We start from the raw sequence: 15,338 nt of genomic DNA on the forward strand, positions 1-15,338 counted from the left end.
ACGCCGCCCCGCTTGCGGCATCCAACGATGAAAACTCAGCGATAGCTGAATTAAATTCAGCTATCGCCCAGCTGTTCGATGAACCATTCGATGAAATCAGCCACTGGCGCCCGCTCCAGCCGCAGCCGTTCGCACACTAGTGCGTACTGCCCCTGGGCCGTCACGCTGGCACTGAAAGGGCGCACCAGCCGGCCGCTCTGCAGGTCGGCCTGGCAGGTCAGGTTATCGCCCATCGCCACGCCCTGCCCCAGCAACGCGGCCTCCAGCGCCAGCGCAGCATGGGGGAAGTACAGCTGGCGGGTGGGCAAGGCGTCCTCGGCATGGGTCGCCAGCCAGGTGGTCCAGGTGCGGCCATCCTGGTCGTCGTGCAGCAGGCAGTGGCGGACCAGGTCGCGCGGGCGCTTGAGGCCGCCCTGGTTGAACAGGCCCGGGCTGCAGACGGGGAAGAACTGCAGCAGCGGCAGTGGCCGGACGAAGTGGGTACTGGCGTCCAGGGCGCTGGTGCCGTAGGTGATGGCCAGGTCGACGTCCAGCGCCGGGGCGCCAGCATCGATCGGTTGATCGAGCAGGTGCAAGGTGATGTGCGGGTAACGGCTGCTGAAGTCGGCCAGGCGTGCGACCAGCCACTTTTGCGCCAGCTCCGCCGTCACCGCGACCCGCAGCACCGCTTGCGAGGCCGGGTCGCGCAGTTCGTCGCAGGCCTTGCCGATCAGCTCGAAGGCCTGTTGCAAATGATGCAGCAGGCGTTCGGCTTCGGCACTGGGGCGCACCTGGCGCCCCACGCGTTCGAACAGGGCAACGCCGAGCTGCTCTTCGAGCTGGCGAATCTGGTGGCTGACGGCACTGTCGGTGACGCACAGCTCGGCGGCGGCGCGGCCGAAATGGCCATGGCGGGCGGCGCATTCGAAGGTACGCAGGGCAGTCAGGGAAGGCAGACGGCGCATCGGGATCTCCTGTCAGAGCGGCCTGCGGATCATATACAACCCATCAAGAAAGACGAACGGTGCTGGCACCATGAAAATTACCTGCTAAATTTTCATGAAAATAACCACAATAAATTTCACGAGGCCAAGGCATGTTCAAGCAATCCGCCCAGCACGTCGCCAGCTACTACGCCCAAACCTACCCCGCCAGCATCCCCCTGCGCCCTACCCTGCAAGGCCCGCAAGACACCGATGTGCTGATCGTCGGCGCCGGCTTCAGCGGCCTGCACACCGCCCTGCGCCTGACCCTTGCCGGCAAGCGCGTGACCCTGCTGGAAGCCAGCCGGGTTGCCTGGGCCGCCTCCGGGCGCAACGGTGGCCAGGCCTTGCTGGGCTGGTCGTGCGACATGCCGCCACTGGAGAAAGCGCTGGGCGTGGAACGCACCCGGCGCCTATGGGACAGCATGTGCTGGGCCGCCGACGAGATGCGCGAGCTGCCACTGCGCCATGGCTTCGACATCGACTACCGGCTTGGCAGCCTGTGGACCGCCGTGCTGCCTCGGCGGATCAAGATGCTCGAAGAAGCCCTGCACGATGCTGAGCACAAATGGGGCTACGACGCCCTGCGCCTGATCGGTCGCGACGAGCTGCCGCAATGGATCGACAGCCCGCGCTACCAGGCCGCGCTGTACGACGCCAGGGGCGCGCACCTCAACCCGCTGAAACTGGCCCAGGGCCTGGCCGCGACAATCGAAGCCCATGGCGGGCGCATCTTCGAGCAGAGCCAGGTGCTCGACTATCAACCCGGCGCCGACGGCTATGTGGCCCGCACCGAGCATGGCGAGGTACGTTGCGGGGTGCTGGTACTGGCCTGCAACGCCTACATCGACCGCCTCGACCGCGGCCTTTCGCGCCGGCTGCTCCCGGTCGGCTCGTACCAGGTGGCCACCGCGCCGCTGGATGCCGAGTTTGCCCGTTCGCTGCTGCCGCGCAACAGCTGCGTGATCGACAACCAGTTCGTGCCCGACTATTTCCGCATCACCCCCGACCACCGCCTGCTGTTCGGCGGCGGCTGCACCTACCTGGGCGGTATCCCCAAGGACGTCGCCAGCGCCACCCGCCCCTACCTGGAACGGGTGTTCCCGCAACTGGCCGGGGTGGCCATTGACTATGCCTGGGGCGGCCACATCGACTGCAGCATCCAGCGCACCCCGGACGTCGGTCGCGAGGGCCAGCGCTACTGGCTGCAAGGTTTCTCCGGCCACGGCGTGCTGCCGACCCTGGCCGCCGCGCGGGCAGTGAGCGATGCCATCCTCGGCGACGACGACCTGCTGGCCTTGTACCAGGGCATCGACAACGGCCGCTTCCCGGGCGGCGACCTGTTGGCTGCGCCGCTGGAGGCCGCGGCCAAGGCCTGGTACCGGATGCGCGATCATGTCTGAAGACGCCCAGGGCCTGGCCCTGCTGATCCGCGACCTGCGCAAGCACCGCGGGCTGACCCTCGATGAGCTGGCGGGCAAGGTCAAACGCTCGCTGGGCTTTCTGTCCCAGGTCGAACGCGGCCTGTCGCAACCTACCGTGGCCGACCTGACAGCGATCAGCGAAGCCCTGCAGGTGCCGACCACCTACTTCTACCAGGCCAGCCAACCACCCGCGCTGGACTGGGTCACCCGCCCCGGCGAGCGGCGCACCATCTACTACGCCGAAGGCATCAGCGACGTGCTGGTCTCGCCCACCCTCAACGGTCGTTTCGCCATGCTCGAAAGCCACCTGGCGCCCGGCGCCAGCAGTGGCGAGGGGCACCTGGACGACAGCTCCGAGCAAGGCGGCTTCGTCCTCGAAGGTGAACTGACCCTCTGGCTGGCAGACGACGAGCAAGCCGTGACCCTCGCGCCCAACGATAGCTTCCAGCTGCCGCCCAACCGTCATTTCCGCTACGCCAACCTGACCGACCAGACGACCCGCGTCCTCTGGGTTTTCCGATGAGAGCACAGCATGACCATAACAACAGGCTTTCCCGATCTGCTCAGTGAAGTCCGCGCGTTCCGTGCCCGCTACCCCGACGTCAGCCATGTCGACCTGCTCAGCCTGGACATCCCCGGGCACTTCTATGGCAAGCGCTACCCCATCGACATGCTGGAAAAAGTCGCCGCCGGCAGCCCGCTGAAACTGCCGCAGAACTGCGTACTACTAGGCGTACAAGGTGGGCTGTTCCCGATTGGCGACTACTGCTTCAACGACGGCGACCCGGATGCCATCCGCCGCCTGATCCCAGGCACGCTCAAGCCGGTTACCTGGGAGCGCGAGCCGCTGGGGCAGATGCTGATCAGCTCTGACGGCACTGGCGCACCGATCGAGTTCGAACCCCGCGAGGTCCTCGCCCGTGTGCTGCAGCGCCTGGAGCGACGCGGCATTCGCCCGGTGGTGGCGTTCGAACTGGAGTTCTACCTGTTCGACCGCGCGCTCAAGCAAGGCCTGCCACAGTTCCCCCGCGACCCGCTCAGCGATGACCCGGACGACCAGCCCAACATGCACATCGAACGGCTGTCGCGCTTCAGCGAGGTGCTGCACGACATGGTCGAGACCGCCAACGTGCAAGGTGTGGACGCCAACGTCATCACCGCCGAGCTGGGCCCCGGCCAGTTCGAGATCAACTTCGGCCACTGCGACGACGGCCTGCAAGCCGCCGATTGGGCCGCCCTGTTCTGCCGCAGCACCCGGGGTGTGGCGCTCAAGCACGGTTTGCGCGCCTCGTTCATGAGCAAGCCCTACCTGCAGGCACCGGGCAGCGGCATGCATGTGCACGTGAGCCTGTACGACCAGGCCGGCAACAACCTGCTGGCCGCCGACCAGCAACGCCCGCTGCGCCATGCCGTGGCCGGCTGCCTGGCGCTGCTGCCGCACTGCATGCCGATCTTCGCCGCCAACCACAACGCGTTCCGCCGCTATGGCGCCATGGTCAATGCTGCCAGCCGCGCCAGTTGGGGCTTCGAAGACCGCGATGCGTGCATTCGCATTCCCGAATCGGATGCCCGCAACTTGCGCATCGAGCATCGGCTGGCGGGGGCGGATGCCAACCCGTACCTGGTGCTGGCGGCGATCCTGTGCGGCATGGAGCATGGGCTGGATGCCGGGCAGGAACCCATTGCACCGCTGAACGAAGATCGCAGCAGCGGCATCGATTTCCCCAAGGACATGCTCGGTGCAGTTGCGGCCATGCGCAGCCACCCGGCGGTGAACGAAGGGCTGGGGGAAGAGTTCGTGATGGTGTATTGCGAGAACAAGCGCCAGGACCATCTGGCGTTCATGCAGGAGGTCAGTGCGCGGGAGTATCGCTGGTTCATGTGACATAAGTGAATGCCTCTTCGCGGGCTTGCCCGCGAAAAGGCCCGGACTACCAGCACAAATTTCGAAATCCCTCCTATTCTCAACAGCTCACTTCGGTTCCTGCACTGAGGAGACACGACCATGAGCTATGTAACCACGAAGGATGGCGTTCAGATCTTCTACAAGGACTGGGGCCCGCGCGATGCGCCGGTCATCCACTTCCACCACGGCTGGCCGCTCAGCGCTGACGACTGGGACGCGCAGATGCTGTTCTTCCTCGCCAAGGGCTTTCGCGTGGTCGCCCACGACCGCCGCGGCCACGGGCGCTCCAGCCAGGTGTGGGATGGCCACGACATGGACCACTATGCCGACGATGTGGCCGCCGTAGTCGCGCACCTCGGTACCCAGGGCGCGGTGCATGTCGGCCACTCCACCGGTGGCGGCGAAGTGGTGCGCTACATGGCTCGGCACCCTGGTGACCCGGTGGCCAAGGCCGTGCTCATCGCCGCCGTGCCACCGCTGATGGTGCAGACACCGGCCAACCCTGGCGGCCTGCCCAAGTCGGTGTTCGATGGCTTCCAGGCCCAGGTCGCCAGCAACCGCGCGCAGTTCTATCGTGATGTGCCGACCGGGCCATTCTATGGCTACAACCGGCCGGGTGTGGAGGCGTCGGAAGGCATCATCGGCAACTGGTGGCGCCAAGGCATGATCGGCAGCGCCAAAGCGCATTTCGACGGCATCGTGGCGTTCTCGCAGACTGACTTCACCGAGGATCTCAAGGGTATCAAGCAGCCAGTGCTGGTGATGCATGGCGATGACGACCAGATCGTGCCCTATGAAAACTCCGGGCCGCTGTCAGCCAAATTGCTGCCCAATGGAACCTTGAAGACCTACAAGGGCTACCCGCATGGCATGCCGACTACCCATGCCGATGTGATCAACGCGGATCTGCTGGCATTCATCCAGAGCTGATTGGTTTACCTGTACCGGCCTCTTCGCGGGACAAGCCCGCTCCTACAGAGTTTGTGGAAGCGGGCTTGTCCCGCGAAGAGGCCGGCACTGGCAACCGTTTGCACCCAGGCTTACCATGTCTCCCTTCCAGTGCGGCCATTTGCCGCATGCCATACCCTCTGCCTGCCAGACACCCATGCCCTTCGAACTTACCGTAGAACCGCTTACCCTGCTGATCCTCGCCCTGGTCGCCTTTGTCGCCGGCTTCATCGATGCCATCGCCGGCGGCGGCGGCCTGCTGACTACGCCAGCGCTGCTCACCGCTGGCATGCCGCCGCACTTGGTGCTCGGCACCAACAAGCTCAGCTCGACCTTCGGCTCAGCCACCGCCGGCTTCACCTACTACAAGCGCAAGCTGTTCCACCCGGCACAATGGCGCCCGGCCCTGTTCGCAACGCTGGTCGGTGCCTCGATCGGTGCGGTGGTGGCCCATTACATGCCGGCCGAGTGGCTGAACAAGATGCTGCCGGTGATCGTCTTCGCCTGCGGCATCTACCTGCTGTTCGGCGGCACGCCCAAGGCACCGCTGGATGCCGATGCGCCGATCAAGAAGAAGTGGCAGTTCCCCCAAGGCTTCACCCTCGGTTTCTACGATGGCGTGGCCGGCCCTGGCACTGGTGCGTTCTGGACCGTGAGCACGTTGCTGCTCTACCCCATCGACCTGGTCCGCGCCAGCGGCGTGGCGCGCAGCATGAACTTCGTCAGCAACATCGCGGCGCTGACGGTGTTCATCATTTCCGGGCAGGTGGATTACATCGTCGGCCTGTGCATGGGCCTGTCGGTCATGGTCGGCGCCTTCTTCGGCGCACGCACGGCGATCAGCGGTGGCAGCAAGTTCATCCGCCCCGTCTTCATCACCGTGGTGCTGGCATTGACCGTGCGCCTAGCGTGGCAGCACTGGTTCGGGCAGGCCTGATGGGCTGTGATACCCCTGCTTTGCCGCCCTATCTGCGCGAGAAATGTCCTCCGCCGTCGTTGCAGGGCTTGGCAATGGAATGACCATTGCCAAGCCCTGCGCCTAGTCGGAGAACATTTCTCACTGCAGCTAGGACGGTAAAGCAGGGGTATCACAGCCCAGCCGCCGCGCCACATAAAGGTCGATCAGATAGCGGGCGATGGAGCGCCCGGCCGGCAGCGGCGGCAGGTCATGGACGCTGAACCACTTGGCGTCCTCGATCTCATCCGGCTGCATGACGATCTCGCCACTGGCATATTCAGCATGGAAGCCCAGCATCATCGAGTGCGGGAACGGCCAGCACTGGCTGCCGACGTACTGGATGTTGCGCACCTCCACCGCCACCTCTTCGCGCACCTCGCGCACCAGGCAGTCCTCGGCGGATTCGCCCGGCTCGGCAAAGCCCGCCAGGGTGCTGTAAACGCCCGTGACGAAGCGCGGCGAGCGGGCCAGCAGGATCTCGTCGCCACGGGTCACCAGCACGATCATGCTCGGCGAGATGCGCGGGTAGCTGCGCAGGTCGCAGGGCTGGCAGTACATCGCCCGCTCCCAGCGGATCTGCGTCATCGCCTGGCCGCAGCTGCCGCAGAAGCGGTGTTCGCGGGCCCAGGTGCCGATCTGCGCGGCATAGCCGAGCACTTTGTAGGTGTCGAAGTCGCCTTCCAGCATGAATGCACGCAAGCCATGCCAGCTACAGCCCGGCACCTCGACCGCGCTGCGCAACTCCAACAGAAATACCGGCTCGCCGTCGAAGTGGCCGATACCGTGCTCGCACAGCACGTCCAGGTCCTGGCGTTTGAGCCAGTCACGGGGGAACAGCGCACCGTTGGCGTCCACCAGGAACCCTTCCGGGCTGCGGGCCACGGCCAGCCCCCCGGTGAGCTGTGGGTCAAGTACTGCGGTAGTCCAGCGAGCTGACATGTCGGGGGTTCCTTTACTGCGCGTCCCCCGGCCCGGTCAGTCGGCGAACGTCGGTTTCTGTTTGCTCATGTGCGCCGCCACGGCCACGCGCAGGTCTTCGGACTGCAGCATCGCGGCGTTCCAGGTGGCGATGTAATCCAGGCCATCGTCGATGCGATGGTCACGCATGTAGCTGAGCATCTCCTTGGTGCCGGCCACGGCGATCGGCGATTTTGCGGCAATCTCGCGGGCAATGGCAAAGACCCCGTCGAGCAACGCGGCCTGATCATCATAGACCCGGTTGACCAGGCCGATACGCAGCGCCTCGTCGGCCTCTACATTGCGCCCGGTGAAGGCCAGCTCACGCATCATGCCGTCGCCGATGATACGTGGCAAACGTTGCAAGGTGCCGACATCGGCGGCCATGCCCATGTCGATTTCCTTGATCGAGAACTGCGCATCGCGGCTGCAGTAGCGCATGTCGCAGGCGGAGATCAGGTCGATGGCACCGCCAATGCAGTAGCCCTGGACCGCCGCCAGCACCGGCTTGCGGCAGTTGTCCACGGCATTGAAGGATGCCTGCAGGCGCTGGATGGTCTTGCGCAGGAAGCGTGCGTTGCGGCCGATATCCTTGCCCATCTGCCCGGCCAGCGAGGCCAGCATCATCAGGTCGATACCGGCGGAGAAATGCTTGCCGGCACCACTGATCACCACCGCGCGCACGGCATCGGTGTCGTCGATCCATTGGAAGATGTCGACGATTTCCGACCAGAAGGCCGCGTTCATCGCGTTGATCTTTTCCGGGCGGTTGATCTGTACATGGGCGATGTTGTCGGTCAGTTCGACCTTGAACGCGGTGTATTCGGTCACGGGCGGCACTCCTGTGGGGATAGGGTTCACGGCGTGGATGGTAACTCAGGCGGATGACCGTGCTTGTGCCAAAAACGGGACTGCATGCCCTGTCGAAATCGCCGCACGCCGTTCGACCATAGGTGAATCATCACCCTCGACAAGCCTTTCAGGAGAGCCCCCCATGCGCAAACTCATCGTAGCCGCATTCGTCAGCCTCGACGGCGTCATGCAGGCCCCCGGCGGCCCACAGGAAGACACCAGCGGCGGTTTTACCTTTGGCGGCTGGCTCGTGCCCCATGCCGAGGAAGTGTTCGACCAGGCCATGCAGGCGCTGTTCAGCCAGCCTTTCGAATTGCTGTTAGGCCGGCGCACCTACGACATCTTTGCCGGCTACTGGCCGAAGGTGAAAGACGATACCGAGGATTTCTCCATCGCCAACCTGTTCAACAGCGTGGCCAAGCATGTCGCCACCCATGATCCAAGCAGCCTTGATTGGCACAACAGCCATGCGCTGGGCACAGATGTTGTCGCGGCGGTACGTGCCCTCAAGCAGCAGGAGGGTGCCGATCTGCTGACCCAGGGCAGTGCCGATGTGGTGCAACAACTGCTCGCTGCCGGGCTGGTCGATGAGCTTCAGTTGCTTATTCACCCCGTGTTACTGGGCCATGGCAAGCGCCTGTTCGGCGACGATGCTGCACCAGGGGCCTTCACTCTGCAACATTCGCGGGTTACGCCCAAGGGCGTGATCATTGCCCGCTATGTGCGTGTGGGCGAAGTACAGACCGGCTCATTCGACCTGCCACCGGACAATGCCTGAACCGATACAACTTTTGCGCGGTGACCGCATCGAACCAAGGGTGAGCCCCACATTCACTGACAGGAGGTTTGCCATGGCGATGCGCACGGCCCTGATGCTTTCCTGCATGACCCTGGCCCTGATGGGCTGCGTCGGTTCCAACGACGATCACCACACCCCGCCGACCACCGAACAGGTCGACCTGCAACGCTACCAGGGTACCTGGTACGAGCTGGCGCGCCTGCCGATGTTCTTCCAGCGCAACTGCGTGCAGTCCGAAGCCCATTACGGCCTACGCGAGGATGGCCGCATCGACGTGACCAACCGCTGCAAGGAAAAAGACGGCACATGGAACGAAGCCCGCGGCATTGCCGAAGCCCAGGTGCCGGGCAAGACCGACAAGCTCTGGGTGCGTTTCGACAACTGGTTCAGCCGCCTGGCGCCAGAGATGACCAAGGGCGAGTACTGGGTGCTGTACCACGACAAGGACTACCGCGTGGCGCTGGTCGGGCACCCCAACCGCGAATACCTGTGGCTGCTGTCGCGCACGCCGGCGATCACCGACCAGACCCGCGACCAACTGCTGGCGATTGCCCGCAAGCAGGGTTACGACACCAGCAAGCTGATCTGGCGTCAGGACGCCCCTACCGTGCCATGAGCATCGACGCCCTGCAGCAATCCGTCTAAGGTGTGGCTCCCCCACGCATGGAGCGAAACATTGGACCTGCAGTTTCTGGGCACCTCTTCCGGGGTGCCCACCAAAGCCCGCAACGTCAGCGCCACCGCTGTCATTGAAGCCAGCGGCAAGCACTGGTACCTGGTCGATTGCGGCGAAGGCACCCAGCAGCAGTTGCTGCGCAGCTCACTCTCGGTCCGCGACCTGCGCGGCATCTTCATCACCCATGTGCATGGTGACCATTGCTTCGGCCTGCCGGGGCTGCTGGCCAGTGCCGGGATGGGCGGGCGCAGCGAACCGCTCGACGTGATCCTGCCCGCCGCCTTGCAGGATTGGGTGCGCCTGAGCCTGGCAGCCAGCGAAACCTACCTGCCGTTCGAACTGCGCCTGGTGCCGGTCGAGCACCTGGGGCAGTGGCAGAGCGAGCACGTCCAGATCAGTACCGTGCAACTGTCGCACCGGGTGCCGAGCGTTGGCTTCGTGTTTACCGAGCTTAACCCTGAACCACGCCTGGACATTCAGCGGCTGGAAGCCGAAGGGGTCCCGCGCGGGCCGTTGTGGGGTGACCTGGCCAAGGGACTGGTGGTCGAGCTGGACGGAAAGCGGCTAGAGCCGCGTGACTACCTGAAAGCCTCGCGGCCGCCGCGGCGGGTGATCGTCTGTGGCGATAACGACAGCCCGGCATTGCTCGCCGAGGTTGCCAAGGACGCGGATGTGCTGGTGCATGAGGCGACCTATACCCAGCCCATTGTCGAGCGCAGCGGCAATGCGTTTGGCCACAGTACGGCGGCGGCGGTAGCGCAGTTCGCTGAAGCGGCTGGGGTGCGCAATCTGGTGCTGACGCATTTCAGTGCGCGGTACCAGGGAGACCCGAAACGCAGCCCATCCATTGAAGATGTGCGGGATGAGGCGTTGGCACACTACAGTGGGCACCTGACTTTGGCCCAGGATCTGCAGCGTTATCATATCGACCGTGATGGGTGCCTGGTCACCGTTCAGTCTTGAGATCGCTGGGGCCGCATGGCGGCCCCTGTCAGTGCGCTGCTATGCCGCCAAGCGCCCGTTGGCAATCGCCTCCGACGCCGCCAGCATGGCCCGCAGCAGCACCGCGCAACCTGCTGCAAGATCCTCCGGCGTGGCGTTCTCGATCTCGTTGTGGCTGATGCCATTCTCGCAAGGCACGAAGATCATCCCCGCCGGCCCCAGTTCGGCGAGGAAGATCGCGTCATGCCCTGCCCCGCTGACGATGTCCATGTGCGGCAACCCCAGCGCTTGCGCTGACTGGCGAACGGCATCGACGCAACCGCGGTCGAAGTACAGCGCCGGGAAGTCCGCCGTGGGGACCAGCTCATGGCTCAGGCCATGCTTGGCACAGGTCGTCTCGATCACTGCACGCACATCAGCGATCATCGCATCCAGCTGGTCGCCCTCCAGGTGACGAAAGTCCAGGGTCATGCGCACCTCGCCCGGGATCACGTTGCGCGAGCCGGGGTAGGCCTGCAGGCACCCGACCGTGCCGCAGGCGTGCGGCTGATGCGCGTGGGCGGTGCGGTTGACCGCTTCGACCACGGCCGCGGCGCCTACCAGGGCGTCCTTGCGCAGGTGCATCGGCGTCGGCCCGGCGTGGGCTTCGACGCCACGCAGGGTCAGGTCGAACCACTTCTGCCCCAGGGCACCGAGCACCACGCCGATGGTCTTGGCCTGGTCCTCAAGGATCGGCCCCTGTTCGATATGCGCTTCGAAATAGGCACCGACCGGGTGGCCGAGCACCGCGCGCTGGCCGGCATAGCCGATGGCGTTCAGCGCCTCGCCGACCGAAACGCCCTGGGCATCGCGCTTGGCCAGGGTTTCTTCCAGGGTGAATTTGCCGGCGAACACACCCGAGCCCATCATGCAGGGCGCGAAGCGTGAACCTTCTTCGTTGGTCCACACCACCACTTCCAGCGGTGCCTCGGTCTCGATGCCCAGGTCGTTGAGGGTACGCAGCACTTCCAGCCCGGCCATCACGCCGAAACAGCCATCGAACTTGCCGCCGGTTGGCTGGGTGTCGATATGGCTGCCGGTCATCACCGGTGGCAGCTTGGGGTTACGCCCGGGGCGGCGGGCGAAGATGTTGCCCACCGCGTCGACGCTGACGGTGCAACCAGCGGCCTCCGTCCACTGAACAAACAGGTCGCGCGCCTGGCGATCGAGGTCGGTCAGTGCCAGCCGGCACACGCCGCCCTTGGCCGTGGCGCCGAGGCGGGCAAGGTCCATCAGCGACTGCCACAGGCGTGCGCTGTCGACGTGGCGTTCGGTAGATTTCAAGACATGCTGGGATTGGCTCATGGTGTTTCTCCTCAGGCACTTTTTTTGGTTTGTACTGGCGCGATCGCCGGCTCGCGCACCGCCATGCCGCCCAGGGCGTAGTACAGCGCCCCGCCCAGCAGTGACCCGGTGAACCAGCCATAGTCGTAGAACCAGCTGAAACTGCTGTTGCCGATGGCCAGCACGGTCAGCGCCACAGGCAAGGCGAAGGCGGCGAAGCCCGCCCAGTTCCACGCCGGATACACGTCGTCGCGGTACAGCCCGGCCAGGTCCAGGCGCTGGCGGCGGACCAGGAAGTAGTCCACCACCATGATCCCGGCGATCGGCCCAAGCAGGCTGGAGTAACCCAGCAACCAGTTGGAATAGACGCTCTCCAGGCTCAGGTCGGAAACGATCCAGCCAAGCTTCTTCAGCAGTTCGTGGCTCATCAGCGCCAGGCCGATGAAGCCGGTCAGCCACACGGCGCGGCTGCGCCCGATCAGGCGTGGGGCGATGTTCTGGAAGTCGTTGGTTGGCGAAACGATATTGGCGGCGGTGTTGGTCGACAGCGTGGCGATCACGATCAGCGCCATAGCCAGCGCCACCCAGCCAGGGCTGTGGATCTTGCCGATCAGGCTGACCGGGTCGGACACCGTTTCCCCCACCAGCGACGCCGAGGCGGCGGTCATCACCACCCCCAGCGAAGCGAACAGGAACATGGTCAACGGCAAGCCGAAGATCTGCCCGAGAATCTGGTCCTTCTGGCTCTTGGCATAGCGGCTGAAATCGGGAATGTTCAGCGACAAGGTGGCCCAAAAGCCGACCATGGCGGTGAGCCCGGCGCAGAAGTAACCGACCACGCTGGCCCCTTCCGGGCGCTTGGGCGGCTGCGCCAGCAGTTCGCTCATCGACATGTGCGGCAAGGCCCAGAACAGCAGGCCGAACCCGACCGCTACCAGCAGCGGTGCCGACAGTGTTTCCAGCCACTTGATCGACTCGGCGCCACGCAGCACCACCCACAGGTTCAGCGCCCAGAAGATCATGAATCCGATCACCTCGCCGGTACCTTCCAGCGCCTTCCAGCCGTCGAAGATCGAGCCGAGGAACAGGTGGATGGCCAGGCCGCCGAACATCGTCTGGATGCCGAACCAGCCGCAGGCCACCACCGCGCGGATCAGGCACGGCACGTTGGAGCCGAGGATGCCGAACGACGAGCGCAGCAACACCGGGAACGGAATGCCGTACTTGGTGCCGGGAAAGGCGTTGAGGGTCAGCGGGATCAGCACGATGAGGTTGGCCAGCAGGATCGCTAGCAGTGCCTCGTCCACGCTCAGGCCGAAGTAGGCCGTGAGCACGCCGCCGAGGGTGTAGGTGGGCACGCAGATGGACATGCCCACCCACAGCGCAGTGATGTGCCATTTGTTCCAGGTGCGCTGGTGCACCTTGGTCGGCGCGATGTCGTGGTTGTAGCGCGGGCTGTCGAGGACGTCACTGCCCGCGGACAGCTCGAACAGGCCTGCCTGCTCGATCACTTCCGATCTGCTCTGTTGCATGGGGCCTTCTCCAGATTTCTTCTAGTTGTTTGCTCATCGGGCTAACGCGATGGCCGGAGTACACACACCACCAGTACTGCTCCTCCGGTCCGGCCTGGCGGTTGTGGCCGTACTCAAATTGCGTGCCGGGTTGGCTTGCGCCTACCCGGCCGGCCGCCGCCGACCGGAGGTAAACAACTGATCTGCATAGCATTGTTGCGCGGCAGGCGCGGGCACGGTTATCCCCTCGCCTGCCGCTTGCGCCGCCGTGGGCCGGCCTTGGCCCCTGCAACAGGTTCAAACTGGTGCAGCCTGGTTTTTCAACGGCGCGGCCTGCGCCTCGAAGCCAGGAATCAAGCAGCTGATTTTGCATGGAAAATCTTGACCAATTTGGCTTCTTGTCAAGTGCGTCAAAATGGTGAAAGGCCTCACCATTTTGGTGATTTCAACAATTAATCGTTAATTATCAATTAGTTATTAGTGTCATAAGCATATAAATTATTTTCTTGAACAATCCTGAAACTGCATCTAAATTCCAATCTTGTCAGGTCTGACAGGATTAGTACGCCGCCTTCAGCCCCTGGCACATAACAACTTCAAGAACCGGCACAGACCGGTCAGCCTGCGAGGAAGACGGCATGTCCCTGTTGATCCGTGGCGCCACCGTGGTTACCCATGAAGAGAGCTATCCCGCCGATGTCCTGTGTGTCGATGGCCAGATCCGCGCCATCGGCAAAGACCTCGAAGCCCCGACCGACTGCGAGATCCTCGACGGCAGCGGCCGGTACCTGATGCCCGGCGGCATCGACCCGCACACCCACATGCAGTTGCCCTTCATGGGCACGGTCGCCAGCGAGGACTTCTTCAGCGGCACCGCCGCAGGGCTGGCCGGTGGCACCACCTCGATCATCGATTTCGTCATCCCCAACCCCCAGCAGTCGCTGCTGGAGGCCTTCCACACTTGGCGCGGCTGGGCGCAGAAAAGTGCGTCCGACTATGGTTTCCACGTCGCTATCACCTGGTGGAGCGAGCAGGTCGCCGAAGAAATGGGCGAGCTGGTGAGCAAACATGGGGTCAACAGCTTCAAGCACTTCATGGCCTACAAGAACGCCATCATGGCGGCCGACGACACCCTGGTGGCCAGCTTCGAGCGCTGCCTGCAGTTGGGCGCCGTGCCCACGGTGCATGCCGAGAACGGCGAACTGGTCTATCACCTGCAACAGAAGCTGCTGGCCCAGGGCCTGAGCGGGCCTGAGGCGCACCCGCTGTCGCGCCCGTCACAAGTCGAAGGCGAAGCCGCCAGCCGCGCCATCCGCATCGCCGAGACCATCGGCACGCCGCTTTACGTGGTGCACATCTCCAGCCGTGAAGCGCTGGACGAAATCACCTACGCCCGGGCCAAGGGCCAGCCAGTGTACGGCGAGGTGCTGCCAGGCCACCTGCTGATCGACGACAGCGTCTACCGCCACCCGGACTGGGCGACCGCCGCCGGCTATGTGATGAGCCCACCATTCCGCCCGCGCGAACATCAGGAGGCGCTGTGGCGCGGACTGCAATCGGGCAACCTGCACACCACCGCCACCGACCATTGCTGCTTCTGCGCCGAGCAGAAGGCCATGGGCCGCAACGACTTCAGCCGCATCCCCAACGGCACTGCCGGCATCGAGGACCGCATGGCGGTGCTGTGGGACGCCGGGGTCAACAGCGGTCGACTGTCGATGCACGAGTTCGTCGCGCTGACCTCGACCAACACCGCGAAGATCTTCAACCTGTTCCCGCGCAAAGGTGCCATCCGCGTCGGTGCCGACGCCGACCTGGTACTGTGGGACCCGCAGGGCACGCGTACCATTTCCGCCCAGACCCACCACCAGCGGGTCGACTTCAACATTTTCGAAGGCCGCACCGTGCGCGGCATCCCCAGCCACACCATCAGCCAGGGCAAGGTGCTCTGGGCAGATGGCGACCTGCGTGCCGAGCCGGGCGCCGGTCGTTACGTGGAGCGCCCGGCCTACCCTTCGGTGTACGAGGTGCTGGGCCGGCGCGCCGAGCAACAGCGCCCGACACCCGTTCAGCGCTGAGC

Annotated in this window: 14 protein-coding genes; 9 read left to right on the plus strand and 5 right to left on the minus strand. The window is 64.5% G+C overall.

Annotated elements, in window-relative coordinates:
- Positions 1-56 precede the first annotated feature (56 nt).
- Positions 57-944, minus strand: a complete 888-nt coding sequence (locus ACOKS3_RS18475; protein WP_103448076.1) for a LysR substrate-binding domain-containing protein — start codon at positions 942-944, stop codon at positions 57-59.
- 131 nt (positions 945-1,075) lie between these two features.
- On the opposite strand from ACOKS3_RS18475, the gene ACOKS3_RS18480 reads away from it, so the two are divergent.
- The 5 genes from ACOKS3_RS18480 (at position 1,076) to ACOKS3_RS18500 (ending at position 6,177) form a co-directional block, all read left to right on the plus strand.
- Positions 1,076-2,365, plus strand: a complete 1,290-nt coding sequence (locus tag ACOKS3_RS18480) for an NAD(P)/FAD-dependent oxidoreductase (protein WP_103448077.1) — start codon at positions 1,076-1,078, stop codon at positions 2,363-2,365.
- Positions 2,358-2,909, plus strand: coding sequence for a helix-turn-helix domain-containing protein (locus ACOKS3_RS18485; RefSeq protein WP_054887258.1), 552 nt, complete (start codon positions 2,358-2,360; stop codon positions 2,907-2,909). Before ACOKS3_RS18480 ends, ACOKS3_RS18485 begins: the two co-directional genes overlap by 8 nt.
- A gap of 15 nt (positions 2,910-2,924) precedes the next feature.
- On the plus strand, positions 2,925-4,271 hold the full coding sequence (locus tag ACOKS3_RS18490; protein WP_422763564.1) for a glutamine synthetase family protein: 1,347 nt from the start codon (positions 2,925-2,927) through the stop codon (positions 4,269-4,271).
- 120 nt (positions 4,272-4,391) lie between these two features.
- Positions 4,392-5,222: an alpha/beta fold hydrolase gene (locus ACOKS3_RS18495; RefSeq protein ID WP_103448080.1), complete on the plus strand. Its 831-nt coding sequence runs from the start codon at positions 4,392-4,394 to the stop codon at positions 5,220-5,222.
- A gap of 175 nt (positions 5,223-5,397) precedes the next feature.
- Entirely contained in the window at positions 5,398-6,177 is a 780-nt protein-coding gene (locus ACOKS3_RS18500) for a TSUP family transporter (protein ID WP_027919712.1), read from the plus strand.
- Between the two features lie 129 nt (positions 6,178-6,306).
- On the opposite strand, the gene nudC is transcribed toward ACOKS3_RS18500, so the two are convergent.
- Both nudC and ACOKS3_RS18510 read right to left on the minus strand, forming a co-directional pair.
- Positions 6,307-7,137, minus strand: coding sequence for an NAD(+) diphosphatase (gene nudC, locus ACOKS3_RS18505; RefSeq protein WP_422763527.1), 831 nt, complete (start codon positions 7,135-7,137; stop codon positions 6,307-6,309).
- Between the two features lie 36 nt (positions 7,138-7,173).
- On the minus strand, positions 7,174-7,986 hold the full coding sequence (locus ACOKS3_RS18510) for a crotonase/enoyl-CoA hydratase family protein (protein ID WP_422763526.1): 813 nt from the start codon (positions 7,984-7,986) through the stop codon (positions 7,174-7,176).
- A 163-nt stretch (positions 7,987-8,149) separates the two neighbouring features.
- Here ACOKS3_RS18510 and ACOKS3_RS18515 point away from each other — a divergent pair, with 163 nt between their 5' ends.
- The 3 genes from ACOKS3_RS18515 to ACOKS3_RS18525 all read left to right on the plus strand — a co-directional run bounded on the left by ACOKS3_RS18515 (position 8,150) and on the right by ACOKS3_RS18525 (position 10,445).
- The gene (locus ACOKS3_RS18515; RefSeq protein ID WP_422763525.1) at positions 8,150-8,785 is read left to right on the plus strand and encodes a dihydrofolate reductase family protein; all 636 of its coding nucleotides are present in this window, start codon (positions 8,150-8,152) and stop codon (positions 8,783-8,785) included.
- A gap of 73 nt (positions 8,786-8,858) precedes the next feature.
- Complete coding sequence (locus tag ACOKS3_RS18520; RefSeq protein ID WP_103448084.1) at positions 8,859-9,422, plus strand: lipocalin family protein; 564 nt, start codon at positions 8,859-8,861, stop codon at positions 9,420-9,422.
- A 60-nt stretch (positions 9,423-9,482) separates the two neighbouring features.
- Entirely contained in the window at positions 9,483-10,445 is a 963-nt protein-coding gene (locus ACOKS3_RS18525; protein ID WP_422763524.1) for a ribonuclease Z, read from the plus strand.
- Positions 10,446-10,484: 39 nt separating this feature from the next.
- Here ACOKS3_RS18525 and ACOKS3_RS18530 read toward each other — a convergent pair whose 3' ends face one another.
- Entirely contained in the window at positions 10,485-11,768 is a 1,284-nt protein-coding gene (locus ACOKS3_RS18530) for a Zn-dependent hydrolase (RefSeq protein ID WP_422763523.1), read from the minus strand.
- 11 nt (positions 11,769-11,779) lie between these two features.
- Positions 11,780-13,279: an NCS1 family nucleobase:cation symporter-1 gene (locus ACOKS3_RS18535; RefSeq protein ID WP_422763522.1), complete on the minus strand. Its 1,500-nt coding sequence runs from the start codon at positions 13,277-13,279 to the stop codon at positions 11,780-11,782.
- Between the two features lie 617 nt (positions 13,280-13,896).
- On the opposite strand from ACOKS3_RS18535, the gene hydA reads away from it, so the two are divergent.
- Positions 13,897-15,336 carry a dihydropyrimidinase gene (gene hydA, locus ACOKS3_RS18540; RefSeq protein ID WP_103448088.1) on the plus strand — a complete coding sequence of 480 codons (1,440 nt, stop codon included), beginning with the start codon at positions 13,897-13,899 and terminating at the stop codon, positions 15,334-15,336.
- The last annotated feature ends 2 nt before the right edge of the window (positions 15,337-15,338 follow it).

The organism is Pseudomonas sp. HS6-2 (genome assembly GCF_049325675.2).
In the GTDB taxonomy this organism is placed as follows: domain Bacteria; phylum Pseudomonadota; class Gammaproteobacteria; order Pseudomonadales; family Pseudomonadaceae; genus Aquipseudomonas; species Aquipseudomonas putida_N.